This window comes from Streptomyces sp. NPDC050509 (genome assembly GCF_044457965.1).
Taxonomy (GTDB): domain Bacteria; phylum Actinomycetota; class Actinomycetes; order Streptomycetales; family Streptomycetaceae; genus Streptomyces.
This window is the reverse complement of the sequence record NZ_JBITHL010000001.1, coordinates 696,664-720,903: the sequence shown is the minus strand read 5'-3', so window position 1 is coordinate 720,903 and position 24,240 is coordinate 696,664. Positions and strand designations below refer to the sequence as shown.

Annotated in this window: 21 protein-coding genes; 13 read left to right on the top strand and 8 right to left on the bottom strand. The window is 73.1% G+C overall.

Annotated features, from left to right (window positions below):
* Positions 1 to 157 precede the first annotated feature (157 nt).
* On the bottom strand, positions 158 to 2,542 hold the full coding sequence (locus ACIBJC_RS02690) for a zinc-dependent metalloprotease (protein ID WP_399286738.1): 2,385 nt from the start codon (positions 2,540 to 2,542) through the stop codon (positions 158 to 160).
* Positions 2,543 to 2,676: 134 nt separating this feature from the next.
* A complete protein-coding gene (locus tag ACIBJC_RS02685) occupies positions 2,677 to 3,561 on the bottom strand; it encodes a GntR family transcriptional regulator (RefSeq protein WP_399286735.1) in 885 nt (294 codons plus the stop codon).
* A 391-nt stretch (positions 3,562 to 3,952) separates the two neighbouring features.
* Between ACIBJC_RS02685 and ACIBJC_RS02680 the strand changes: the two genes are divergently transcribed.
* The 7 genes from ACIBJC_RS02680 to ACIBJC_RS02650 all read left to right on the top strand — a co-directional run bounded on the left by ACIBJC_RS02680 (position 3,953) and on the right by ACIBJC_RS02650 (position 12,219).
* Positions 3,953 to 5,164: a peroxidase-related enzyme gene (locus tag ACIBJC_RS02680; RefSeq protein ID WP_399286732.1), complete on the top strand. Its 1,212-nt coding sequence runs from the start codon at positions 3,953 to 3,955 to the stop codon at positions 5,162 to 5,164.
* A gap of 83 nt (positions 5,165 to 5,247) precedes the next feature.
* The gene (locus ACIBJC_RS02675) at positions 5,248 to 6,354 is read left to right on the top strand and encodes an ABC transporter substrate-binding protein (RefSeq protein WP_399286729.1); all 1,107 of its coding nucleotides are present in this window, start codon (positions 5,248 to 5,250) and stop codon (positions 6,352 to 6,354) included.
* Positions 6,347 to 7,480 (top strand): ABC transporter ATP-binding protein, encoded by a 1,134-nt coding sequence (locus tag ACIBJC_RS02670; RefSeq protein WP_399286726.1) that lies wholly within the window; start codon positions 6,347 to 6,349, stop codon positions 7,478 to 7,480. Before ACIBJC_RS02675 ends, ACIBJC_RS02670 begins: the two co-directional genes overlap by 8 nt.
* Positions 7,477 to 8,463, top strand: coding sequence for an ABC transporter permease (locus ACIBJC_RS02665; protein ID WP_399286723.1), 987 nt, complete (start codon positions 7,477 to 7,479; stop codon positions 8,461 to 8,463). The genes ACIBJC_RS02670 and ACIBJC_RS02665 overlap by 4 nt, the downstream gene beginning before the upstream one ends.
* Positions 8,460 to 9,260, top strand: a complete 801-nt coding sequence (locus ACIBJC_RS02660; protein WP_329823795.1) for an ABC transporter permease — start codon at positions 8,460 to 8,462, stop codon at positions 9,258 to 9,260. The genes ACIBJC_RS02665 and ACIBJC_RS02660 overlap by 4 nt, the downstream gene beginning before the upstream one ends.
* Before the next feature lie 59 nt (positions 9,261 to 9,319).
* Positions 9,320 to 10,360 carry a dipeptidase gene (locus ACIBJC_RS02655; protein ID WP_399286720.1) on the top strand — a complete coding sequence of 347 codons (1,041 nt, stop codon included), beginning with the start codon at positions 9,320 to 9,322 and terminating at the stop codon, positions 10,358 to 10,360.
* Positions 10,357 to 12,219 (top strand): FAD/NAD(P)-binding protein, encoded by a 1,863-nt coding sequence (locus ACIBJC_RS02650; RefSeq protein WP_399286717.1) that lies wholly within the window; start codon positions 10,357 to 10,359, stop codon positions 12,217 to 12,219. Before ACIBJC_RS02655 ends, ACIBJC_RS02650 begins: the two co-directional genes overlap by 4 nt.
* Before the next feature lie 32 nt (positions 12,220 to 12,251).
* Here the strand turns inward: ACIBJC_RS02650 and ACIBJC_RS02645 are convergent, their stop codons facing one another.
* The 4 genes from ACIBJC_RS02645 to ACIBJC_RS02630 all read right to left on the bottom strand — a co-directional run bounded on the left by ACIBJC_RS02645 (position 12,252) and on the right by ACIBJC_RS02630 (position 16,047).
* Entirely contained in the window at positions 12,252 to 13,172 is a 921-nt protein-coding gene (locus ACIBJC_RS02645) for an AEC family transporter (RefSeq protein WP_399286714.1), read from the bottom strand.
* A 145-nt stretch (positions 13,173 to 13,317) separates the two neighbouring features.
* Positions 13,318 to 13,704, bottom strand: coding sequence for an STAS domain-containing protein (locus ACIBJC_RS02640; RefSeq protein WP_399286711.1), 387 nt, complete (start codon positions 13,702 to 13,704; stop codon positions 13,318 to 13,320).
* 76 nt (positions 13,705 to 13,780) lie between these two features.
* Positions 13,781 to 15,412: a PP2C family protein-serine/threonine phosphatase gene (locus ACIBJC_RS02635; protein WP_399286708.1), complete on the bottom strand. Its 1,632-nt coding sequence runs from the start codon at positions 15,410 to 15,412 to the stop codon at positions 13,781 to 13,783.
* Between the two features lie 221 nt (positions 15,413 to 15,633).
* A complete protein-coding gene (locus ACIBJC_RS02630; RefSeq protein WP_399286705.1) occupies positions 15,634 to 16,047 on the bottom strand; it encodes an ATP-binding protein in 414 nt (137 codons plus the stop codon).
* A 312-nt stretch (positions 16,048 to 16,359) separates the two neighbouring features.
* On the opposite strand from ACIBJC_RS02630, the gene ACIBJC_RS02625 reads away from it, so the two are divergent.
* The 4 genes from ACIBJC_RS02625 to ACIBJC_RS02610 all read left to right on the top strand — a co-directional run bounded on the left by ACIBJC_RS02625 (position 16,360) and on the right by ACIBJC_RS02610 (position 20,432).
* Positions 16,360 to 17,658, top strand: coding sequence for a PP2C family protein-serine/threonine phosphatase (locus ACIBJC_RS02625; RefSeq protein WP_399286702.1), 1,299 nt, complete (start codon positions 16,360 to 16,362; stop codon positions 17,656 to 17,658).
* The gene (locus ACIBJC_RS02620; protein ID WP_399286699.1) at positions 17,655 to 19,400 is read left to right on the top strand and encodes an ATP-binding protein; all 1,746 of its coding nucleotides are present in this window, start codon (positions 17,655 to 17,657) and stop codon (positions 19,398 to 19,400) included. The genes ACIBJC_RS02625 and ACIBJC_RS02620 overlap by 4 nt, the downstream gene beginning before the upstream one ends.
* A complete protein-coding gene (locus ACIBJC_RS02615; protein WP_399286696.1) occupies positions 19,397 to 19,861 on the top strand; it encodes a response regulator in 465 nt (154 codons plus the stop codon). The genes ACIBJC_RS02620 and ACIBJC_RS02615 overlap by 4 nt, the downstream gene beginning before the upstream one ends.
* A 103-nt stretch (positions 19,862 to 19,964) precedes the next feature.
* Entirely contained in the window at positions 19,965 to 20,432 is a 468-nt protein-coding gene (locus tag ACIBJC_RS02610; RefSeq protein ID WP_399286693.1) for an ATP-binding protein, read from the top strand.
* 79 nt (positions 20,433 to 20,511) lie between these two features.
* Here the strand turns inward: ACIBJC_RS02610 and ACIBJC_RS02605 are convergent, their stop codons facing one another.
* Entirely contained in the window at positions 20,512 to 21,666 is a 1,155-nt protein-coding gene (locus ACIBJC_RS02605; protein WP_399286690.1) for a PP2C family protein-serine/threonine phosphatase, read from the bottom strand.
* Between the two features lie 103 nt (positions 21,667 to 21,769).
* Here ACIBJC_RS02605 and ACIBJC_RS02600 point away from each other — a divergent pair, with 103 nt between their 5' ends.
* On the top strand, positions 21,770 to 22,285 hold the full coding sequence (locus ACIBJC_RS02600; protein WP_399286687.1) for a MarR family winged helix-turn-helix transcriptional regulator: 516 nt from the start codon (positions 21,770 to 21,772) through the stop codon (positions 22,283 to 22,285).
* 206 nt (positions 22,286 to 22,491) lie between these two features.
* Complete coding sequence (locus ACIBJC_RS02595) at positions 22,492 to 22,866, top strand: STAS domain-containing protein (protein ID WP_399286684.1); 375 nt, start codon at positions 22,492 to 22,494, stop codon at positions 22,864 to 22,866.
* Positions 22,867 to 22,969: 103 nt separating this feature from the next.
* Here the strand turns inward: ACIBJC_RS02595 and ACIBJC_RS02590 are convergent, their stop codons facing one another.
* Positions 22,970 to 24,109: a phosphatidylserine/phosphatidylglycerophosphate/cardiolipin synthase family protein gene (locus tag ACIBJC_RS02590; RefSeq protein ID WP_399288069.1), complete on the bottom strand. Its 1,140-nt coding sequence runs from the start codon at positions 24,107 to 24,109 to the stop codon at positions 22,970 to 22,972.
* Between the last annotated feature and the right edge of the window lie 131 nt (positions 24,110 to 24,240).

Here is a 24,240-nt window from a genome sequence, read left to right as displayed (position 1 = left end):
TCCTCGGCGGGCCCCGACAGCCTCGGCCCCAGCAGCGTGCTGTGTATTACGGCCGGGGCCCGCCGGGTGTTCAGCGAGAAACCAACGATCTTCAGGAGGCGTACGCGGGGCACTCAGGACCGCCGGTCGGACCCGGCGGGTGCCTTACGAACCCGGTCTAGATCGGCGCGCCGGGCGGGATACGGGGCGGCGGGCCGAGCCGTACGGAGTCGTCGCCCGCCAGGAACGCGCTCAGCGTCGCGGACGCCTCGCGCTCCGCCGTACCGTCCGCCGCGCGCAACTCCTCGGCGAGCCGGCGCAGCACGGCGGTGAGCCGCGTCCGTACCGCACCGTGCAGCAGGTCGCCCCGCACCGCGTCGACGGCGGAGCGCAGCACCACCCACCCCGCGGTCTCCCGCACCGCCGCCGCCGCGACCGGGCCGTCGTCCGCCGGAGGGTCCCCCCGCCACACCGTGTCCAGCAGGGCGTCCAGGACCTCCCCGGGGCCCGGCACGGCCGGATCCGCCGCGTGCTGCCAGCCCAGCCGGTTGAGCCGGGCGGGATCCAGCAGCTCCTGCGTGACGAGCGCCGCCGTCGCCTCCACCGCGCCGAACGGGTCGAAGACCCGCCCGGCCCGGGTGTCGAAGTACTCGGGGCTCCGCCCGTAGCGGATGGCGGGCGGGGTGAGCGCGTCCAGCATCTGCCGGGGCAGGGCGAGGTGTTCGGGGCGCAGCAGCTCCGACAGCCGTGCCAGGGCCCGCCGTTGCTCCTCGCCCGCCACCGGTACGCCGCCGCCGCCCGCCTCGCCCGCCAGCCCGTACCCGTACCGCGTACCGCCGATCAGCCGGGCCACGGCGGCGAGTTGGGAGCGGTGGTAGAGCTGGACGAGGACCGCGCGCTCCTCCAGCTCGCCGGTCTGCCGGCCGGGCGGCAGCACCGCGCGCGAGAACCCTGCCAGCGCGACCCGCCGTACGGCCAGTGCCTCGTCCAGCGCGGCGAACGGGTCGGCGACGGGGGAGACCCAGAGCACCGCGTCGGCGTGCGCGGCGTCGGGGGCGTGGGCGTCCTCGTCGGTGACGTACACCAGGCCCTGTTCGGCCGCCGCCCGCCGCAGTTCGGCGAGCGCGCTCTCGTCGGCCCCAGCGTCGTCGTGGCCGTCGGCATGACCGTCGGCCCGGCCGGGGAAGCGGCCGTAGGCGTGGGCGACCAGGAAGTGGTCCCACGGGCCGAGCCCCTCGCCGTACGCCTCCGAGGAGTCGATCCGCCCGTCGGGCGTGACGGTGACCCGGGGATGCGGATAGTCCATCACGGAGGGACGGGGATGGTGCGTACTGGCGAAGTTGTGCATGAAGCCCAGCGCGTGACCGATCTCGTGCGCCGCGAGCTGCCGCATCCGGCCGAGCACCAGCCGCTCCACGGCGGCCAGCCGCTCCGGCTCGTCGGGCTGCCCGTACGGGGCGTGCAGTGCCTCGGCGAGCGCGGTGATCTGCTCCACCCGCTGCGAGCCGAGCCGGACCCGGCCGCTGATGATCTCGCCGGTACGGGGGTCGGTGAGGGCCTGGCCGTGCGACCAGCCGCGGCCGTCCCGGTGCACCCAGCGCACGGAGTTGACGGCGAGATCGTTGTCGTCGATCCCCTCGGGCGACACCTCGACCCGGTAGGCGTCGGTGAACCCGGCCTGCTCGAAGGCCTCCCTCCACCAGTTGCCGCCCTCCACGACGGCGCTCCGTACGGGCTCGGGGACGGCCGGGTCGACACTGAAGACGATCGGGCGGCGCACCGGGCCCGACGGGGCGGCCGGGTCGAGCGGTTCCAGCCGGAACCGCGGCTGGACCTTCACCCGGCGGCCGGCCGTCGTACCGGCGCCGTGGTCGTCGTGGCCGATGCCGTACCCGCCGGAGCCCGGGTGGTAACGGCGCACCGGCAGCGGCGGGTCGGGCAGCGGGACCAGATGGAGCTGCTGGACGACGCTGAGCGAGCCCGGCACCGGCACCACGTCCCGCACCGCCGCGCCCGGCGAGGAGCCGCGGAAGGTCAGCAGGGCGGGCAGCCGGAGACCGCGCGCACCGAGGCCCGCCTCGTCCGCCAGCGGGAAGGAGGCGTCCGGGTCGATCTCGTACGCGCCCTGCTCCAGCGCCGCCAACTGCGCGGCCACGCCGTGGTGATCGGTGAGCGTCAGCCCGGTCGCGTCCACGACCACGGCGCCGTCCTGCTCGCGCAGCGCCGGGCCGCTCCACAGCACCGACGTGGCGAAGGACTCCTCGCCCGCGCGGACGGCGGCGGCGTCACCGGTGGCGAGATGGTGCTTGTTGCGCTGGACGAGCACGACCCGTCCGGCGATCCGCCGGAACACGGCGACCCGCATCTTTCCCGCCTTGCCCCGGTCCAGGGCGAGCCGGCTGGAGCCCACGCCGTGTGAGAGCGAGGCCATCAGCAGGAAGGGTTCGTCGAACCGCCGGACGGCGAGGAGCAGCCGGTGCCCCTCGGTGTCCGCGCACAGTTCGAGGAAGGGGTGAGGGTCCGGGGCCGCGCCCGGTGTCGGTGCGGGCGACAGGTCGTTCACGCCGGGCTCGCTTCTCGCTGGGGGATCTGAGGGCAGGGGAGATGGTACGTCCCCGGCCCGCGCGGCCCGCGGTGTGCTCGGCGTTCGCTGTGCTCGGCGGTTGCTGTGCTCCCAGCTGTGCTCAGCAGCTGTGCTCAGCCGCCGGCGGGCTCGGCGGGGATCTCGTACGCGAGCCGGAAGCGCTCGCCGGGGACGACGAGATCCGCGGTCTCCAGAGGGCGTTCCCCGGCGAAGTACGTGCGCTCGATGGCGGCGACGGGCGCGCCGGGCGTCAGATCGAGGGCGTCCGCCTCCTCACGGGTGGCGGCCCGCGCGGTGACGGTCTCGGTGGAACGGGTGATCTGCAGCCCGATGTACGACATCCGCGCCACCACGCTGCTGCCCGCCAGCGGACCGGCGCCGGGCAGCGAGACGGGGGTGCCGCCGGTGATGCCCAGCGGCTCCCAGCTCACACAGAGCATGGCCGGTCTGCCGTCCCGGGTGAGCAGGTACTCGCTGCGGATCACCGGCTCCGCTGCGGGGACCCCGAGGCGCCGGGCGATCTCCTCGGGGGCCTCGCCGGTGGTGGAACGGGGGGCGCCGCGCACCGTACGGCCGTCGTCGGCGGGGGATCCGTCGCCGGGGTGACCAGGGCGACCGGGGCGACCGGTGCCGCCGGGGTGGCCGGTGTCGAGCACGGCGCGCTCGGGGTCCGAAGGGCTTCCCTGGGCGCCCGTGCCGGACGCCTCCCCGCCGCCCGCCGTGACCGCGAGCCTGCCCTGCAGCCGCTCCTGGGTCCAGGAACGGGCCATCGTCCCGGAGGAGGCCCGCTCCCGTACGAACACACCACGCCCCGCGCGCCCCTTGACGAGGCCCTCCGTGGTGAGCAGCCGTACCGCCGCCGTGGCGACGTTCGAGCCGACGCCGTAGTGGTCCGCGAGAGCGGCGCGCGAGGGGAGCGGATCGCCCGGGGCGAACTCGCCCTCGTCGATCCGGCGCCGCAGATCCTCCGCGACCGTCCGGTACGCCGCGACCGCCATCCCTGTCTCACTTTCTGGACTGCGTCTCACCATGCGAGAAGTTTTTCCTGGGCCGGCCCGGCCGGAGTCCGCCCGAAACGGATCTTCCGGATGGTTCGCCGATGGCCTGATGCATCAGGTGAGGCCGAAAATCCACTTTCCACGGCAGTCTGTCACGCCCCTCGCGGAACCTGATGCATCAGGGGGCCGCCCGCACGCGGCCCCGTACCGCCGTGCGAGGGGTCTGAACAGCGCTGTTCGGGATCGGACAGGGCTTTGCGCGGGGCTCCTGCCGGGGCTAACTTTCACTTCCTGTCCGCATGAGGCCTGTCCGCACGAGGCGTCTCACCAGGCGGACGGAACGGTGGACAGAGGCACGGCCCACCCGGACGACAGGTGAGGAGGACGGATCATGACCCAGCACATCGGGCAGCACGCCGGAACCGGCACCGCCCCCCGCGCCGGAATCGGCGAGCACACGGCCGCCACCCGCCGCGTCCTGCTCGCACCGTCGCTCCCCGGGACCCTCGCCACCGGGCTGCGGATCGCCGCCGCCGCCCGCGCCGCCGAACTCGCCGGACAGCCCGCGCTCGCCGCCGCCTACCGCGACCTGGCGCCCGGACACACCGCGGGGGAGGAGCGGAACGACGCGCGGACCGCCGCCGTCCTCGCCTTCACCGACCGCGTCACCCTCGCCCCTGACCGGGCCGGAGCCGACCTGCTGGCCTCCCTGGGCGCCCAGGGGCTCGACGCGCCGGCCGTCGTCGCCCTTGCCCAGATCTGCGCCTTCGTCGCGTACGAGGCGCGCGTCGCCGCAGGGCTCGCGCTCCTGGCCGGCGGCCCGGCCGTACGGACCGACGGCCTGCCCGTCACCGAGCCGGAAGCGCCGGTCACGGGAGCGCCGGTCACGGAAGCGCCCGGGGCCGGGGACGCCGCGCCCTTCACGCTCGACCAGCTCACCTGGCAGCCGCGGATCCCCGCCGTCGACGCGGACGCGCTCACCGCGGCGCAGCGCGCCGTCATCGACGCGCACGCCACGCTCTCCACGGCCTCTCCGTACTACCGCACCCTGCTCCACGACCCGGCCGCGCTCGACCACCGGACCCATGTCTACAACGCGGTCATGTACGGCCGCGGCGGCCTGCCCCGCGCCGAGCGCGAGCTGGCCACGCTGGTGGTCTCCCGGGTCAACGGGTGCGTGTACTGCGCCTCCGTGCACGGCCGGAAGTACGCCCAGCTCTCCCGCGACGAGGCGAGGGCGCTGCGCGTCCTGCGCGACGGGGCCGACGCGTTCACCGCCCCCGGGACACCCGAGGCGGCGGAAACGGAGACCGACGCGCGCGGCTCCGCCGTCGCCCGCTTCGCCGAGGCCCAGACCCGTACACCCCCGGAGGCCGGCGCCCGTCACCTCGCCGCACTGCGCGCCGCCGGACTCGACGACGCCGAACTGACCGACCTGGTCCACGCCGTCGCCCTCTTCGGCTGGGCCAACCGGCTGATGCTCGTCCTCGGCGACGCGCACCACCCCGGTTCCCCGCTCCCGGACGCCGGATCCCCGCGCACCGACGCACGGGAGTCCTGTAGTGGGACGTCGGCCCCCGCGCCACGGACCGGCGACGCATAGCCGTCCCCGTGGCCCCGGCCCGACGTCGCTCCGGCTTCCGCCCCCTCGCCCGTATCTCCCGATCCGCCCGACCGGAGACCGCCATGCCTTCCCGCCGTACCCTCCGCACCACCCTCACCGCCGCAGCCGCGCTGACCACCACCGCCCTGCTGGCCACCGCCTGCACCTCCAACGCCGCCGACCCGTCCGGTGCGGCGGCGGACGGCGGAAACGCCGGGGGCAAGCAGACCATCACGTTCATGGGGTTCTACGGCACCTTCCAGGACTCCTTCACCAAGACCGTGATCAAGCCCTTCGAGAAGGCCAACCCCGACATCACGGTCAAGTACGTCCCCATCCAGAACTCCGCCGAGGTGCTGGCCAAGCTGCGCGCGAGCAGCGGCCGGCCGGTCGCCGACGTCGCCCTCATGGACAGCTCCGTGGCCCCGACGGCCAACAAGGAGAAGCTCTTCGCCCCGATCGACGCGTCGAAGGTCGGCAACCTCACGCACCTCGTCGACACCGCGAAGAGCCCGGACGGCTACGGCCCCGCCGTCACCTTCGACAGCCTCTCGATCCTCTACAACGCGAAGAACGTCAAGAAGGCGCCGACGAGCTGGAACGACCTCTGGGACGCCCAGTACAAGGGCAAGCTGGCGATGCCCATCGCGGACACCCGCGGCGTCGCCCTGATCATCGCCCTGGAGAAGATCCTCGGCGGCGACTACAAGAAGGACATCGACCCGGCGATCGACAAGCTGAAGAAGCTGTCGCCCGCCGTCCAGACCTGGCAGCCCTCGCCGGACGTCTACACCGCGATCCAGTCCGGTGACGCGGACGTCGCCGTCGGCTGGAACGCCCGCGGCCAGTACTACAAGGACGCCTCCAAGGGCGTCGTCCAGCCTGTCCTCCCCAAGGAGGGCACCGTCACCCAGGTCAACACGATCAACCTGGTGAACAAGTCCCGGCACAGCGCCGCCGCGCAGAAGTTCATCAACTACGCCATCGGCGCCGAGGCCCAGAAGGCGTTCGACGACGAGGCGTTCTACGCGCCCGTCAACAAGGACGTCGAGCTGGCCGCGGCGACCAAGGAGCGCACCACGGCCTCCGACCAGCAGCAGAAGAACCAGATCCCGGTCGACTGGCGCTGGCTCACCACGCGCTACACCGGCTGGGTCGACCGCATCAAGCAGGAGGTCATCGGTGGCTGACGCGCCGGAGGCGGCCACCGGGCACCTGGTGCTCGACGGGCTCGCCAAGATCTACCCCGGCAAGGACGGCGCCGCCGTGCGCGGTATCGACCTCGCCGTGGAACGCGGGAAGATGCTCGCCGTCCTCGGTCCCTCCGGCTGCGGCAAGTCCACCACGCTGCGCATGATCGCGGGGCTGGTCCCGCCCACCGCCGGGCGGGTACGGGTCGACGGCCGCGACATCACCGACGCCCCCGTGCACCGCCGCGACATGGGCGTGGTCTTCCAGTCGTACGCGCTCTTCCCGCACCTGGACGTCGCCCGCAACATCGCCTTCGGCCTGGAGATGCGCAAGATCCCCAAGGCCGAGCTGAAGCGCCGGGTCGACGACGCGCTCACGCTCGTACGGCTCGGCCATCTCGCCGGGCGCCGGATCGCCCAGCTCTCCGGCGGCCAGCAGCAGCGCGTGGCCCTGGCCCGCGCGCTGGTCGTGGAGCCGGCCGTGCTGCTGCTCGACGAGCCCCTGTCGAACCTGGACGCGCAACTGCGCTCCGCGATGCGCGACGAGATCTGCCGGATCCAGCGCGAGACCGGTGTCACCACCGTCTTCGTCACGCACGACCAGCAGGAAGCCCTCTCCATGGCCGACCGCGTCGCCGTCATGAACCAGGGCCGGATCGAACAGGTGGGCACCCCCGAGGACATCTACGAGCGGCCGGAGCGCGCCTTCGTCGCCCGCTTCGTCGGCCGCGCCAACCTGCTGGACGGTACGGCCCGCGACCGCGAGGGTGGCCGGACGCCGGTCGACCTGCCCGGTCTCGGCACCGTCCCCGCGGCGGGCGACGCGGCGGAGTCCGGCCGTACGGCCACCGTGATGCTGCGCCCGCACCGCATCACCCTCGCCCCGGCCACCCCGGGCAGCGGCGGCGGCGCGCGCGGTACGGTGCTCTCCGCCGGGTACGCGGGCGAGACCGTCGCCTACCGGGTGCGCGTCGGCGCCGACGGGCCCGTCCTGGACGTCGAGCGGCCCACCGGGACGCAGGAGCCGTTCGGCCCCGGCGCCGGGGTGGAGCTGTCCTGGGACCCGGCGGCGCCGCGACTGGTGGCCGGTCAGGAGAGCACGGACCACCCGGAGGACCCGTCATGACGGCGGACCCCGATTCCGTACCCACGGAAGCCCCCACGGAGACATCGGCACCCACGGAGCCGCAGGCACCCGCAACGGCGCAGGCCCCCGCGAAGACGTCCCCGCGACGCGGCGGCACCGCCCGGCTCGCCCTCGCGCTGCTGCTGCCCGGACTGCTGGCGCTCCTGCTGACGTACGCCCTGCCGCTGGTCTGGGTGGTGCGCATGTCGTTCAACGAGTCGGTGGACGGCGGTCTCATCCGGCAGACCTTCTCCCTCGCCACCTTCGGCGAGGTGCTGTCCAGCTCCCACTACTGGAACGTCATCGGGCAGACGATCGAACTCGGCGCCCTCGTCACCGTGTTCACCCTCGTCGTCTCCTATCCGGTGGCGCTCTTCCTCTCCCGTACCACCAGCCGCTGGCGCAGCCTGCTCGTCGCGCTCGCCATCGCGCCGCTGCTGATCTCCTCCGTGGCGCGCACCTTCGGCTGGATGGCGATCCTCGGCAGCCAGGGTGTCGTCAACAAGACGCTCACCGGCATCGGAGTGATCGACAGCCCGCTCCATCTCGCCAACAACCTCACCGGTGTGGTCATCGCCTCGACGGAGATCTACATGCCGTTCGCCATCCTCGCGATGATCAGCGGCTTCGGCCGGCTCGATCCCGCGCTGGAGCACGCCGCCGCGTCCCTGGGCGCGCCCCGCCGTACCGTCTTCCGCCGCGTCGTCCTGCCGCTCACCCTGCCCGGGGTGCTCACCGCCGCGCTGCTGGTCTTCGTGCTCAGCCTCAGCGGCTATGTCACCCCCCGGCTCATCGGCGGTGGGCGGGTCTTCGTCCTGGCCACCGAGATCTACGACGAGGCCATCACCAGCCTCGACTGGCCGGTCGCGGCCGTCCTGTCGATGCTGCTGCTCGCCGTGTTCGGCGTGGTCATCACGGTCTACCTGTGGGCCCAGCGCGCCCTCGAAGCACGCTTCACCGGACCCGGGGAGGCCCGTTCATGAACGCGAGCCGTCCGACCCGCGCCGTGTGGGCCGTCGTTCTGACCGTCCTCTATCTGTTCCTCCTCGCGCCCATCCTCATCGTGCTCGTGGAGTCCTTCGACACCTCCACCTATCTGCGCTTCCCACCCGAGGGCTTCAGCCTCGACGCCTACCGGCAGGTCTTCGCCAACGACGCCTTCCGTGAGGGCTTCAAGGTCAGCGGGGTCACCGCCGCGGTGACCGCCCTGCTCGCCGTCGTCACCGGCGTACCGGCGGCCCTCGCGCTGACCCGGCTGCGCTTCCGGGGCCGCGCCGCCCTGGAAGCGGTCTTCCTCTCGCCGCTGCTCGTGCCGCACATCGTGCTCGGCCTCGCGCTGCTGCTGATCCTGGCGCCGATCCCGCTCACCGACACCTACTGGGGGCTGATCCTGGCCCACCTCGGGGTGACCGTCCCCTATGTCGTACGGACGGTCGCCGCCTCCCTGGTCTCGGCGGACCCGCGCGCGGAGGAGGCGGCGCGGACCCTCGGCGCGAACGGGCTCGTCACGTTCTGGCGGATCACCCTGCCGACCATCAGGTCCGGTCTGTTCTCCGGCGCGATCATCGCGTTCCTGCTCTCCTTCGACGAGACGGTCATCTCCCTGTTCGTCTCCGGGCAGAACACCGTGCCGCTGCCGGTGGCCGTACTCCAGTACGTCGAGTACCGCAGCGACCCGTCCGTCGCCTCCCTCTCCGTCCTGCTCGTCCTGCTCTCCGTCGTCGTGGTCGTCCTGGTGGAACGCGGACTCGGGCTGCGTCGCACCCTGCGATCCGGCTGAGCGGAACCCACGCCCCCCACGTTTCGACCGAACGCCCCACCCGCCGCAAGGAGAACACCGTGCCCGTCACCCCGGCGCAGCCCCTCGACGCCACCGCACTGCACCGCGACAGCGTCGTCTTCAACGCGCTCGACTGCACCCCGCTGCCCTGGGCCGACGAGACCTACCTCGGCAAGCTCGCCGTCTCCGGGGTCACGGCGATCAACCACGCGGTCTCCATCTCCCAGGGGTACGACGCCGCCGCGGCGGCCATCGTCGGCTGGCGGCACCGGCTCGCCGAGACCGGCGGCCGGGTCTTCCAGGCGTACGGTCTGGACGATGTCGCCCGCGCCCAGCGCGAGGGCAGCGTGGCCTGGTTCGCCGGGTTCGAGGACAGCAAGCCGGTGGGGGAGGACCTGTGGCGGCTGGAGGCCCTGCACCAACTGGGCCTGCGCTTCATGGGGCTGACGTACCAGAACCGGAACTACGCGGGTGACGGCAGCGGCGAGAGCGCCAACGGCGGGCTGAGCCGCTTCGGCCGCTCCCTCGTCAAGGAGTCCAACCGGCTCGGCGTCGCACTCGACCTGTCGCACACCGGCGAGCGCTCCACTCTGGAGACCATCGAGGTCTCCGGGAAGCCCGTCCTCGTCACCCACGCGGGCCTGACCCACTTCGTTGACAGCCCGCGCAACAAGAGCGATGTCGTCGCCCGTGAACTGGCCGCACGCGGCGGTGTGTTCGGCCTCGCCGCCAAGTCCGGCTTCCTCACCCCCGACGGGCTGACCCGCAAGCCGGGCGCCGATGTCTTCGCCGACAACATCGACTACCTGGTCGAGTTGATCGGCATCGACCACGTCATCGTCGGCACGGACGTCGGCGACGAGCGCAAGTACTCCCGCGAGGGCATGGCGCGGGTGCGCAGGCTCTACCCGGAGATCCCCATCGTCGGTGAGGACCTCGACCTCGACCGGATCCACCCGGAGGGCCTCGGCACCCCCGCCGACCTGCCCCTCATCACCGAGCTGCTGGCCGCCCGCGGCTACACCGCCGAGGACATCACCAAGATCCTCGGCGGTAACATGCACCGTGTGCTGACCGACATCTGGGACACCGAGGCGTGAGCGCCCGGCCGCTCCGTATCGCCGTCATCGGGGCCGGGCCGCGCGGCACCGCCGTACTGGAGCGCCTCACGGCCAACCTCGGCCCGGCGGGGCCCTGGTCGGACACCCCGGCCGAGGTGCACGTCGTGGACGAGCACCCGCCGGGCGCCGGGCGGATCTGGCACCCAGGGCAGTCCGGACACCTGCTCATGAACACGCTCTCCGGGCACGCCACCGCGTTCCCCGACGACACCGTGACGATGGCGGGGCCCGCGACCACCGGGCCCTCCCTGGCCCAGTGGGCGAGCGAACACGAACCGGGCACCGAAGCCTGGGAGTTCCCCTCCCGCGCGCTCATGGGCCGCTATCTCGCCTGGGCCCACGACCGGATCGTCCGGGGCGCCGCCCCCTCCCTCCGGATCGTCCCGCACCCGAGGCGCGCCGTCGCCCTGGACGAGGCCGCGGACGGGCGGCTGCTGCTCCGACTCGACGACGGCACGCGCCTGCTCGTCGACGCGGCCGTCCTCGCCACCGGCCACACCGACCAGCGCCCCTCGGACGAGGTACGGACGCTGACCGCCACCGCCGAGCGTTACGGGCTGCGGTATCTGCCGCCCGGCCATCCGCACGAGGCCCCGCTCGATCTGCTGGAGCCGGCCGAGCCGGTCCTCGTACGCGGCCTCGCGCTCAACTTCTTCGACCAGCTCACCCTGGTCACCGCCGGGCGCGGCGGCCGGTTCGAGGAGACGGGGAGCGGCGCGCTGCGCTATCTGCCCTCGGGACGCGAACCGCGCCTGATCGCGGGCTCGGGCCGGGGCGTGCCGTACCTCGCGCGCGCCGAGACACCGGGCCGGATGCCACCGGGACACACCCTGGCCTTCTTCGACGACGCGGCGGTCGGACGGCTGACCGCCCGCGCGCCGGGCACGGTCGGCTTCCGTACCGAGGTGTGGCCGCTGATCGCCCAGGAGGCGGGCGCGGCCTGGTACCGGACGCTCCTCGACCTCCGGCCTTCGGCGGCCCGACTGCCGGCCGGGACGTTCCTGGAGCGGTACGCGGCGGCCGGGCACGGCTCCGACGCCCAGGCGGAGCTGCTCGCCGACGGGCTGCGCGACCCCGCCGACCGCTTCGACGCGCTCGACCTCGACACCCCGTTGGCCGGCCGGACCTTCCCCGACCGGGCGGCGTTCGGCGTCTGGGCGCGGGAGTGGATGCGTACGGACCTGGCGGCGGCGCGCGCGCCGGGGCGCAGCCCGGTCAAGGCCGCCGCGGCGGCGATCGCCGCGGTGAAGGGGCAGATACGGCGGGTCGTCGCCGCAGGCGTGCTCACCGGCGCCTCGCACCCCGAACTGGCCTGGTTCCGGTCGTACGGCGCCCATGTCGCCAGCGGCCCGCCCGCCCGCAGGATCGCCGAACTGATCGCGCTCAGCGAGGCGGGCGTCGTCGAGTTCCTGGGCGCGCGCCCCACCGTCACCGTCGACGGCGGGGCGGGCCGCTTCACCGCGCTCTCCCCGACCACCGGCGGCCCGCCCGCCACCGCCCGCGCCCTGCTGGACGCCTGGCTGCCCGGCCAGGACCTGGCCCGTACCGCCGACCCGCTGCTGGCCGGGCTCGTCGCATCGGGGCTGGCCCGCCCGCACCTGGCGGGCGTGGGGGAGGACGCCACGGCGACCGGCGCGCTCGACATCGTCCCCGCGGAGCTGCGGGTGCGCGACGCCTCGGGCCGGCCGCATCCGCATCTCTTCGCGTTCGGCATCCCCGTCGAGGGCGTGGAGTGGAACACCGCCATCGGCGCGCGGGCGCGCGGCAACGCCGCGATGTTCCGGCAGGCCGACACGATCGCCCGCTCCGCGCTCGGAGCGGCGACCGGCCGGCCGTAACACGCCGGGGCGCCGGGGTGATCGCGACGCCCTCAGCCGAGGAGCGCCGCGATCACCACCAGGACCGGTACCGACAGCAGTGTGGAGAGCAGGATCGACTCCCGGGCCAGCCGTTCGGCGACCCGGTAGCGCGAGGCGTACGTGAACAGGTTCTGCGCCGCGGGCAGCGCCGAGGTCACCACGACGTCGAGCAGCGCGGCGCCGTGCAGCCCGAACACCAGGGCGCCCAGCGCCCAGGCGGCGGCTGGCTGGCCGACCGACTTCAGCGCGGCGGAGAGCAGCACGGGGTGACGGTCGGGGCCGCGCCCCGGCAGCGTGGAGCCGCACAGCGAGATCCCGAACGCCAGCAGGACGGCCGGGACCGACATGTTGCCGATCAGCAGCAGCGGGTCGAGTACGGGACCCGGCACCGTCCACCCCGTGGCCGCGACGGCGACCCCGCACAGCGAGCTCGCGCCGATCGGGTTGCGCAGCGGTGTGGTCAGGCGCTGCCAGAGCGGCAGCTTCTCGCCCGGCCGCGCGAGGTCGAGCACGGTCAGGGCGATCGGTGTCATCACGAGCTGCTGGAAGAGCAGGACGGGTGCCACGAGCGAGGCGTCCCCGAGGACGTACACGGCGATCGGGATCCCGAGATTCCCCGCGTTGACATAGCTGGAGCACAGCGCGCCGATCGTGGTACGTCCGAGGTCCCAGCGGCGGACCAGGGCGACGGCCACGAAGGCGCCGGCCGCAACGGCCGTACTGATCGCCGTGATCAGCAGCCGGCTGGAGAGGACGACCGAGAGATCGGCCCGCGCGAGGGTGGTGAAGAGCAGGGCGGGCGTGGCCACGTGGAAGGCCAGCTTGGTGAGCACCTCACGCCCGTTGTCGCCGAGATACCTGCGCCGCCCGATCACGTACCCGACCCCGATGACGACGGCGATGACGGCGAAGCCGGTCAGTACTCCCTGCACGGCATGTCCCCGTCACAGAGCAGCGCGGACGACGGCGGTGGAGCACATAGGTGGGCCATGCAGCCAACCCTCCCGAGGAACATCGCTCCGGGTCAACGTGGGCTGGCTCACCCCGGGCCGGGAGCGGTGGGAACGGCGGACGATCTCACCCGGGGCCGGTGTCGCTCGACGGCGCCCGCTCCTCGCGCCCGTCCCCCTCCTCCCCGTCCAGATGGCCCAGGGTGCCGGTGACCCGCAGCACCCGCTCCAGCGACGGCCGGCGCTCCGTCAGCACGAGGCGCACGCCGTCGGACTCCGCGAGGCGCCGGATCATCAGCAGCGCCGAGAGGCCCATCGAGTCGCACAGCGTGAGCCCGCCGCAGCGCAGCTCCAGCCGTGCCACACCCCGGTGGGTACGGAGCAACTGCCGTACGGTGTCGATCACTTCGTACGAGGTCTCGTAGTCCATCTCGCCGTCGAGCCGCACCTCGACGGTGTCGGGTGAGGGCGTGGTGACGACGACGGCCAGCGGTTCCGGCGGTGTGGCGGTCATCCGGGCCGCCCTCGGGACGGGACCGGCCGGGCGGGCGGGGCTCCGCGGCGATGCGCCGGAGCCGGGTGGGTACGGGTCATGGGGTGAACCTGCCCGGTCCGTGGCCTCCCACCGCGCTGAGCAGGTTCCGGCGCGGCGCGGTGACGGCGACGAGCGCCATGTCGTCGTGGCTGCCCGGGCCCACCCACTCGGTCGCGAGCGTCTGGACGCGCTCGACGACCGCCTCCGCGGGCATACCGGCGCACTCGCCGAGGGCGGACATCAGCCGCTCCTCGCCGAACAGGGCGTCACCGAACGGCCCGCCCCTGGCCTCCGTGATCCCGTCGGAGTACAGGAGGCAGGTCTCGCCAGGACGCAGGACCGTACGGAACGTCAGCGCCGACACCTCGGGCAGCGCTCCGATGAGGGTGCCGCTGGTCCGCGCCACCTCCACGGTGCCGTCGGACCGTACGATCAGCGGCGCGGGATGACCGCCGCTGGTCAGCCGCAGCTCCACCCCGTGCGCCCGGCGCGTCACCGAGGCGAGCACCAGCGTCGCGAACCGGGTGTGGTGCGAGGTGAGCAGCGCCCCGTTGAGGAGCTTCAGCAGCCGCTCGTGGTCGGGCTCGACCAGCCGCAGGGCCTGGAGGGTGTTGCGGATCTTGCCGGTCAGTACGGCGGCTTCCAGCCCCTTGCCGCAGACGTCGCCCAGCACGGCCTGGGTCTCGCCGCCCCGCTGCTCGGCCGGGTAGAAGTCGTAGAAGTCCCCGCCCACGCGCTGACCGTCACGGGAGGGCCGGTAGCCCCCGGCGAACTCCACCCCGTCGTAGTGGTGCAGCCGGGGCGGCAGCAGATCGCGCATCAGCAGATCCGCGACGGAGGACTGCTCGGCGAAGAGCAGGGCGGCCGAGACGGCCGCGCCCGCGCGAGCGGCGAAGATCCGGGCGAAGGTCTCCTCGCCCTCGGTGAACGGGGTACGGCCGGGCCGGCGCAGCAGGATCAGCGCGCCCGCGGGGACCCTGTTGCCGGGCAGCGGCGTCACCACGACCGGGCCGATCTCGCCGAACCCCTCGGGCGCCAGCCACGCGGGGGTGCTCCCCGGGGCGATCCGGCGCGAGGGCGCCGGCGGGAAGCCCCGGAGCGCCTCGGCGAGACCGGGCACGTCCGCCGGGTCGGCCGCCAGCGACCCGTGGGTGAGGGAGCCGTCCCGCGTGGCGCGGGTGAGCGGCGTCCGGCGGCCCGTACGCGGACCGACGACGACCGCCGCGTCGGCGAGGTGCGCGGCGGCGAGCAGCACCGTGGTGTCCACGCATGTGCGGGCGTTGAGGGACGACAGCAGTTGGTCGGACGCCTCGATGAGGAACGCGGTGCGCTTGCGCTCCGTGTCCAGGGCCTGCTGCGTGGCCCGGTGGTCCGTCTCGTCGCTGAGCCACCAGGTCGTCAGGGAGCCGGAGCCGGTCTCGGCGCCGCGCGCCCGGTACGAGCGCTCGCCCACGGCTCCGTACGCGGTGTGTTCGCGCCCCGCGTGCGCCTCGGCGAGCCAGTGCGGGCCCCGCCGGGAGAGGTCGCTGCCCGCGGTGAGACCGGGCAGCAGGGTGGCGGCCGCCGCGTTGGCCAGCCGGACCACACCGGTCCTGTCGGCCACGATCACCGGGTGCGGCGAGGACTCCAGGGCCACGTCGCCCACGGCCCCGCCGGTCGCGGAGGAGGTCTTCGGTGAATGCCTCACATAGTGGGACGCCGTGCCTCGGCACGAATCCCCTTCACCCTCTCACTGCTTCGCGTACGTCGTTGTCATCGTCGCCGTCGTCGTCGCCGTCGTCATGGGGATGGAATCCCCTTCCGGGGCGGCCGGAACTCAGGGAGCATCAGCATGCCATGAGCGGCCATGGGGGAGGCCCGGAACGGGGAGGCGCGAACGGCCCCGACCCGGCGGCGCCACCGCCCCGTTCAGTGCCGTACCAGCGCCCTGATCAGCTTGCCGCCGTCCCCGAGGAGCGTGACCGTCACCTCGGCCAGCCGGTGCACCAGCGGCCAGCCGTAGCCGCCCGGCAGCCACTCCTCGCGCCGCTGCGCGAGCGCGGGCAGCCGCGAACTCGCGTCCCGTACCGCGATCTCGACCACTCCGGTACCCGCCGAGATCCGGAAGCCCGTCACCCCACCCGCGTGCCGTATGGCGTTCGTCACCAGCTCCGACACCACCAGGAGTACATCGACCGCCGCCTGCTCGGGCACGCCCGGCGCGTGCCGGTCCAGGAAGGAGCGCGCCAGCGCGCGGGCCTCCGCCGTACCCGCCGGGCGCGCGTCCAGCCACGACTGCGCCCCCGACACCGCGTTGTCCGCCCCGTCGTCGACCGTTGTCATCCCCGCACCCCCCCGTACGGCTCCGGCTTCCCTGCCGCTGAGTCCGCCCGCCGAGTTCTGCCCGGCGTCAGCTCCGTGTCACACCGCACACGGCCCCGAGCCCGGCGGAGAGCATCGCATGTTTCCCCCGCGCGCGGACCGGTGCGCGGGAACCAGTGTGCGGGAACACCGCGTTCCGCTCCGCCGGTTTGCCGTAACTTCTCCCGGGGGAGCGTTCCTCACACCGTGTGCGGAGCGGTACTCCGGATGTCGCATATGCTTCCCGCCGGGATGACGCCGGGTGACCGGCGACGCCGGGTGAGGGGGTGGAGTGTGGTCGAGTTGCCCGTGGGCTTCTCGTCGCGTCCGGTGCGAGGGCGCCGTACCTCCGGGGCCCTGTCCCCGCCCGCCCCGCGCGAGGGCACATCTGTACGGGAAGCCACCCCCGCCGTCGTACGTGACTCCCTGTGGGCCGTCGACGCGGTCATGCTGCTCGTCGAGGACGACGCGGGTGACGCGCTGCTCGTCGAGGAGATGCTCGCCGACAGTGATCTCGACTCCTCGCTCACGTGGTGCCAGACGCTCGCCGAGGGCCAGCGGTTCCTCGCCGACCGCACCGCTCCCGTCTGTGTCCTGCTCGACCTCCACCTCCCGGACGTCCACGGCGTCGACGCGGTCACCCGTATCCTGCGCACCGCCCCGGACGCAGCCATCGTCGTCCTCACGGGCATGGCCGAGGGAGAGACCGGGCTCTCCGCCGTGGCCACCGGCGCGCAGGACTACCTCGTCAAGGGGCGCATCGATCCGGAGGCGCTGAGCCGCGCCGTCCGCTACGCCCTCCAGCGCAAGCAGGTCGAACAGGCCGCCGCGGCCCTGCGCGCCAATGAACTGATCGCCCAGGAGAACGCCCGGCTGGAACGCGGCCTGCTGCCCGTTCCCCTGCTGCGCGGCGACGACTTCGAGGCGAGGGCGCGGTACGAACCCGGCCGGGTCCGCGGCCTGCTCAGCGGAGACTTCTACGACGTCGTCCAGACCGAGGACGGCACCGTCCACGCGGTGATAGGAGACGTGTCCGGCCACGGAGCCGCGGAGGCGGCCCTCGGGGTCTGCCTGCGCGTCGCCTGGCGCACCGCCGTCCTGTGCGGGACACCGCCGCTGGACCGGGTACGGCTCCTGGAGGAGATCCTCGTCGCGGAACGGTCCGACCACCACCTCTTCGCCACCGTCACCTCCCTGGTCTTCCCGCCAGGGGGCCGCGAGTTCCGCGTCGTGCGCGCCGGGCACCCCGGTCTGCTCGTACGCCACGGTGCCGCCGTCGCCTGGGAGGAGCCCCAGGTCGGCATGGCCCTCGGGCTGCTGCCCGGCGCGGGCCGCTGGACCGAGACCACCATCCCGCTGCCGCCCGGCGGCCATGTGGTGCTCTTCACCGACGGCCTCTTCGAAGGCCGTACGGGGCCGACGACCCGGCTCGGCGAGGACGGGCTCCTGCGACTGGCGCGGCTCCACGGCGAACTGCCCGCGCGCGCCTTCGTGGACGCGCTGGTCGACGGCGCCACCGAAGGGGCGGCGCCGTACGGTGGACTCGCGGACGACGTCGCCGTGCTCCACCTCGGCTGGGGCGGCACCCCGTGACGCGGCCTCCGTGGGCGAGCCCCTCCTCGGTGTGGCGCACCGCGCGCGCCCGGCTCTCGGTCCAGGGGTGGGTGCGCCTCATCCTGGTCACCCTGGTGCTGGTCGTCTGCGGCTGCACCGTCATAGCGGGCGTGCTGCTGTCCCGGACCAACGACCGCACCAACGAACTCGTCGACCGGATCCAGCCCGCCCGGTCCACCGCCTTCCAGCTCCAGCGGGCCCTGCTCGACCAGGAGACCGGGGTGCGCGGCTTCGCGCTGACCGCCGACCCGTCGTTCCTCGCGCCGTACGACCAGGGCCGCGCCGACGAGGAGCGGTTCACCGCGCGGATGCGCGCCATCGTCGGGTCCGACCGGCGGGCCGCCGCCGACCTCGACCGGCTCACCCGCGCCGCCGGACAGTGGCGGCGCGACGAGGCGGAGCCCCTGATCGAGTCCGTACGGACCATGGGCACCGTCACGGCGTCCGGGGAACGGCTCGCCGGGAACAAGGCCGCGTTCGACGAACTGCGCCGGCTCTTCACCGTCCAGCAGCGCCATCTCGACGAGTCCAGGGACCACGCACGCGCCGATCTGAGCGACGCCCGCGCGCTGCGCGACACCGTCTTCCTCGTGATCCTCGGCGGCTTCGTCCTGGCGGTGCTGGGCCTCGCCGTCGTCCTGCACCGGATGGTCGGCCGGCCGCTGAACGCGCTGCGGGCCGCGACCGACGGCGTACGCGACGGGGCGTTCGACCGGCGCATCGAGGTACGGGGCCCCTCCGACCTGCGGGCCGTCGGCGCCGCGGTGGAGGACATGCGCCGCCGGCTGGTCGACGAGATCGCGGCCACGCGACTGCGCGAGGACCTGCTCGCGGAACAGACCGAGGAACTGCGCCGCTCGAACTCGGAGCTGGAGCAGTTCGCCTACGTGGCCTCGCACGACCTCCAGGAGCCGCTGCGCAAGGTCGCCTCGTTCTGCCAGTTGCTGGAGAAGCGGTACGGCGAGCAGCTCGACGGCCGGGGCAAGCAGTACATCGACTTCGCCGTCGACGGCGCCAAGCGCATGCAGATCCTGATCAACGATCTGCTCACCTTCTCCCGGGTGGGCCGCGTGCACGACGCGTGGCAGGCCGTCGAACTGGACCAGGTCCTGGACCGCGCCCTCGGCAATCTCGCGCTCGCCGTCGAGGAGTCCGGGGTCACGGTCGTACGGGAGGACCCGCTGCCCCGTGTGACCGGCGACCCGACCACCCTCGCCATGCTCCTCCAGAACCTCGTCGGGAACGCGGTCAAGTTCCGCCGCCCGGACGGCCCCGGGCGGATCACCGTCGGATGCGTCGCCGAGGGCGAGGAGTGGCACGTCACCGTCACCGACGACGGCATCGGCGTCGCGCCCGAGTTCGCCGAGAAGGTCTTCGTCATCTTCCAGCGGCTGCACGCCAGGGACGAGTACGACGGCACCGGCATCGGGCTGGCGCTCTGCCGTAAGATCGTCGAGTTCCACGGGGGCCGGATCTGGCTGGAGTCCGTGGCCGAGGGCGGCACCCGTATCCACTTCACGCTGCCCGCCATCCCGGACGAGCCCGAGCCGTCCGCCGGATCGTCCGAGTCCGCCGATCAGCCCGGATCCGCCGATCGGACCGATCAGTTCGAATCCGCCGATCAGTCCGATCAACCCGATCGTCCCGAGCCGGCCGAGTCGCCCGACGAGGCGGCCGGTCAGGCGAGGCCGCCGCACACCTCCCCTGGAGCCGCCCTGTGAACTCGCACCCCCCGCGCGTCGAGCCGATCGAGGTCCTGCTCGTCGAGGACGACGCCGGCGACGAGCTGATGACCCGCGAGGCGTTCGAGGACAACAAGATCCGCAACACCCTGCACGTGGTGCGCGACGGGGAGGAGGCCCTCGACTTCCTCTACCGGCGAGGGGCCCACACGGACGCGCCCCGGCCCGATCTGGTCCTGCTCGACCTCAATCTGCCGAAGTACGACGGCCGCCAGGTCCTGGAGCAGATCAAGACCGACCCCGAGCTCGCCCTCATCCCCGTCGTCGTCCTCACCACCTCGTCGGCGGAGGAGGACATCCTGCGCAGCTACAAACTGCACGCGAACGCTTACGTGACGAAACCGGTCGACCTCGATCAATTCATCGCAGCCGTCCGGCAGATCGATGAGTTCTTCGTCTCCGTGGTCCGCCTTCCCGGGCGGATTCCCGGGCACAGGTGACACCTTTCACGAAACCGGCGGGCATACCGGCGGCGTGTGAGGGCATAAGGGCAATCGGAGAAGGGGGTCCCCCGATCGCCTCACCGGTGCGCGGGCAGGAGCTATGAACGAACAGACCATCACGGGAACGGCCCTCACGGCCATGGCCGATTCCGTACAGCCACTGCGGCGGGCCGGCGAGTTCAGCGGGGAGCCCGGCTGTATCGCCGAGGCCCGGCTGCTGGCCGAACGGTTTCTCCAGCAGTTGGAGGCCGAGTGGTTCGCCACCCTCGGTGACCGCGCCACCGGCGATCTGCTGCTGGTCGTCAGCGAGCTGGTCACCAACGCCGAGCGGCACAGCCACGGACCGTATCTGCTGGAGCTGGAGGGCACGGACCAGCAGGTGCTCGTGACCGTGTACGACAGCAGCTCGGCCCTGCCGCGCCGCTACCCGCGCGACCCCGCCCGGCTCGGCGGGCACGGTCTGGAGATCGTCCACGCCCTCGCCGACCGGCTCACGGCGGAGCGCGTCCCGGTGGGCAAGCGGGTCCAGGCCGTCTTCGACCTGGCGGCCCGCGAGGTCCCGGCCTGACACCCGCCGCCCGTACCGCACGGGCCTTCGCCGTCACCTCTCCCGGGGTACCCGGCTCTCCTGGGCGACTCGGCCCGGGTCACTCCTCCTGGCGGCCGAACCAGTCCAGGCAGAGCACCAGCGCGTCGTCCGCCGACTCGGCGTCCCGGTAGGCCGCCAGCTCCCGCAGCACCGCGCGCGGCACCATGGCCGCCGGCAGCAGACTCGTCGCGCTGATCGCCCGCGCCAGCGCCCGGTCCCCGTACGCCTCGCCCTGCGGCGAGAGCGCCGCGTACACGCCGTCGCTCACGAAGAGCAGCCGGTCGCCGGGGAGCACCTGGAGCGACTGCGCCACGTAGTCCGACTCCTCGAACATGCCCAGCGGGAGCTGTGCGTCGAGGTCGATGCGTTCCACGGTCTTGTCGCGCTGCCGCCACAGCTCGGGCGACCCTGCGTCCACCGCCTCGACCCGCCCCGTGGCCAGCTCGAAACGGAGCAGGAGCGTCGACACGTACGAGATGCCCCGGTGCTGCTCGTACAGCGCCTGGTCGGCCAGCGCCGCCTGGTCGGCGATGCCGATGCCCGCCCGGCGCGCGTTGCGCAGGGCGTTGACGGCGAGATTGGTCAGCAGGGAGGCCTGGATGCCCTCGCCCATCCCGTTGGTCACAGCGAGGGTCAGCTCGTCCGCGTCCGACGCCCAGTCGAAGTTGTCGCCATGGATCGCGTAGGCGGGTTCGAGCTGGGCGCCGATGGCGTACTCCCGGGCGGTGCAGGCGCGGGCCGGGAGCAGCTCCCACTGCATCTCGGCCGCCAGGGTCAGCCGGCTCGCTCTGCGCGCCCGCTGGTAGAGGTCCGTGTCCCGCTCCGCCACCAGGATCTCGTGGCCCAGCAGATCGGCGACCTGGGTCAGGTCGTCGACGGTCCCCGGGGTGGACAGCTCGCTCGGCAGCCGGACCGTGAGGATGCCGAGCCGTTCGCCGCGTACGGTGACCGGAAGGTGGTGGTCCACCGCGTCCCGGTGCCTGACCTGCTGCTCACGCGGCTCCTGGCTGCCGAACGCCCGGCCTTCCGGGGTGTTGTGCAGCGACAGCCCGTCGGCGGCGGGGGCCATGGGGTCGTCGACCGTACGGAGCACCGTGAGCGCGTAGTCGGCGAGGTACAGCGTGACGGAGGTCGTGCCGTACGCCGTCGCGAGCACGCCGCGCAACGTGTCCACCAGGTCGTGCGGCGCCGCCGCGCGGACCGCTCTTTCCACATCCGCGAGTAGAGTCACTGTCGTTCGGCTTTCCTCAAGGGGCGGTTCGGTCCGGGGTCGGTCCGGGCTGGCAAAGGGCAACGCCGGATGAAAGGGTGGATCGATGTCCCGTTTCACCGGTCAGCCGTGCCGTCGTGAGCAGGTCGCCGAGGCCGCCTGTGCCGCCTCGGAACTGCTCGAAGTGCTGTGGGGACGTGGCCAGGAGGCCGCGCCGTCGGGTCCGGTCCCGCCGTCCCAGCTACGGGCCCTTCTCGTCATCGAAACGCATGAGGGCGCCAATCTGCGGACCCTCGGCGAGGCCCTCGGTTCGCGTCCCTCCTCCGTGAGCAGACTCTGCGACCGGATGGAGGCCATGGGGCTCGTGACCCGCTCCCAGAGCCGTGCGAGCCGTCGTGAGGTCGAGCTGCGGCTGAGCCGGCGCGGCCACCAGGCGCTGGACGAGTACCGCGCCTTCCGCACCCGTGAGGTGGGGCTGGTGCTGGAGCGGATGGAGCCGTCGGACGTGCTGATGCTCGCGGAGGGGCTGAGCGCCTTCCGGGCCGCGGCGAGTCAGGCTCAGGGGGTCGGGGCCGAGGCGGCCGAGGCCTCTGTACGGAGCCACGTGGCGGACAGCGCGTAGCTCGGCGCTTAGCTTCATTCGGGCCCACTTCCTGGCATCGACGCGTTACTCTCCGCGCAGAGCACTTGTGCGGAAGCAGTGAACAGATTGTTGCGCACCAGAGAATGTTGTCAAATGGCAACTATCACTTCTATCGTGGTGCCACTCCTGACCTCTACAGCCCACGAAGGAATCCTGTGCAACCTCATCACAGCGCAGGTCAGGCCATGGGACTGGCCACAGGACAGAACGGCGACGCGGTCGTGGTCACCGTCAGCGGTGATCTCGACGTGGAGAACATCGCCCCGCTCGTCACCGCGCTGGCCGAGGCGGGCGAGAGCGCCCCGGGCCCCGTCGTCGTGGATCTGTCCCGCATCACCTTCGCGGACTCCACCACGGTGAACGTGCTCCTCCAGGCCCACGGCACGCTGGGCCCGAGGCTGCGGCTCGCCCGGCCCTCCTCCTTCGTCCAGCGCCTGTTCGACGTCATCGGACTGGAGCAGGCCGTGCCGGTGTACGCCACGATCGAGGCCGCGCTCGCGCCCGAAGGAGCCGCGGGGGCGCCGGGGGCGCCCGCCGACGGGACCGACGCGACCGGCTGACGCGGGGCGCCGGCCGGTGCGCGACCGTCCCGGCCGGTGCGCGACCGTCCCGGCCGGTGCGCGACCGTCCCGGCCGGGGTGAGCGGCCGGACGCCCCCGGCTCTCAGAGGTAGCGGCGGATGGGGGCGACCGCCCGTTCCAGCGCGCGCCGCCCCACGGAGCGCCGCTTCCAGCGGGCCGGCTCGATCCGCTCGCTCACCCGCAGGTCCTCGTCGAAGTCGGCGTCCAGGACGGCGGTGAACTCCTGGTCGTGCACCGCGAGCATGACCTCCTCGTCATGGTCCAGCGAGCGCCGGTTGAAGTTGCTGGAGCCCACGAGCGCGGCCTGCCCGTCCACGGTGATTACCTTGGCGTGCATCATCGTCGGCCGGTACTCCCAGATCCGTACACCGCGCGCGAGCAGATCCTCGTAGTGACGCTGCCCGGCCAGCGAACAGACCCGCTTGTCGGTGTGCGGCCCCGGCAGCAGGATCTCCACCTCCACCCCGCGCCCGGCCGCCCGGCAGAGCAGCTCGACGAAGTACGGGTCGGGCGCGAAGTAGGCGGTGGCCAGCCGCAGCCGCTCCTGCGAGGACTCGATCACCACCCGCATCAGGGTCTGCATGTCCTGCCAGCCGAAGCTGGCGGAACCCCGCACGATCTGTACGGCGGCGCCACCCCGCGGCGGGTGCTCGACGAACCGGTCCCGCTCGTCGAAGAGCGTGTCGTGGCACTCCGCCCAGTTCTGCGAGAACGCGGCGGCGATACCGTCCACGGCCGGGCCGCGCACCCGTACATGGGTGTCCCGCCACTCGTGCTCGTTCCTGGCGTCGCCGCACCACTCCTCGGCGATTCCCACCCCGCCGGTGTACGCGGTCGACTCGTCCACCACCAGGACCTTCCGGTGGCAGCGGTGGTTCTGTTTGAGCGGGGTGATCCAGAGCGGTCTGCGGAACCAGGCCACCTCGACCCCGGCCTCCGTCATCGCGCTCAGCAGCCCCCGCTCGATCAGCCGGCTGCCGAAACCGTCCAGCAGGAGCCGCACCCGTACCCCCGCGCGGGCCCGGTCGGCGAGCGCCCCGGCGAACTCCGCGGCGATGTCACCGCGCCAGTAGACGAAGGTCATCATGTCGACGGTGTGCTCCGCGCCCCGGATGCTCGCCAGCATCGCGGCGAAGATCTGATCGCCGTTGCGCAGCCTGACGAGCTCGTTGCCCTCGGTCGCGGCGATCCCGATCAGCCGCTCCAGCCGGCGGCGCAGCATCCGAGGCCCCGCGGCCGGAGCGGCGGCGACCGGCGAGGTGACCGGAGCGGGTGTCGGGACGGTGGGCTCCGGCGGCTCCTGGCAGACCGTCATCGGACCCTCGGAACGGGGAGCGCGGGCGGTATCGCGAG

What these genes read in the sequence shown, in the direction of transcription:
- ACIBJC_RS02685 (WP_399286735.1), bottom strand. Translation starts at nt 3,561, where the DNA reads ATGGCGGTCGCGGCGTACCGGACGGTCGCGGAGGATCTGCGGCGCCGG.
- ACIBJC_RS02630 (WP_399286705.1), bottom strand. Translation starts at nt 16,047, where the DNA reads ATGACAACGGTCGACGACGGGGCGGACAACGCGGTGTCGGGGGCGCAG.
- ACIBJC_RS02660 (WP_329823795.1), top strand. Translation starts at nt 8,460, where the DNA reads ATGAACGCGAGCCGTCCGACCCGCGCCGTGTGGGCCGTCGTTCTGACC.
- ACIBJC_RS02600 (WP_399286687.1), top strand. Translation starts at nt 21,770, where the DNA reads ATGTCCCGTTTCACCGGTCAGCCGTGCCGTCGTGAGCAGGTCGCCGAG.
- ACIBJC_RS02665 (WP_399286723.1), top strand. Translation starts at nt 7,477, where the DNA reads ATGACGGCGGACCCCGATTCCGTACCCACGGAAGCCCCCACGGAGACA.
- ACIBJC_RS02640 (WP_399286711.1), bottom strand. Translation starts at nt 13,704, where the DNA reads ATGACCGCCACACCGCCGGAACCGCTGGCCGTCGTCGTCACCACGCCC.
- ACIBJC_RS02595 (WP_399286684.1), top strand. Translation starts at nt 22,492, where the DNA reads ATGGGACTGGCCACAGGACAGAACGGCGACGCGGTCGTGGTCACCGTC.
- ACIBJC_RS02675 (WP_399286729.1), top strand. Translation starts at nt 5,248, where the DNA reads ATGCCTTCCCGCCGTACCCTCCGCACCACCCTCACCGCCGCAGCCGCG.
- ACIBJC_RS02590 (WP_399288069.1), bottom strand. Translation starts at nt 24,109, where the DNA reads ATGCTGCGCCGCCGGCTGGAGCGGCTGATCGGGATCGCCGCGACCGAG.
- ACIBJC_RS02680 (WP_399286732.1), top strand. Translation starts at nt 3,953, where the DNA reads ATGACCCAGCACATCGGGCAGCACGCCGGAACCGGCACCGCCCCCCGC.
- ACIBJC_RS02610 (WP_399286693.1), top strand. Translation starts at nt 19,965, where the DNA reads ATGAACGAACAGACCATCACGGGAACGGCCCTCACGGCCATGGCCGAT.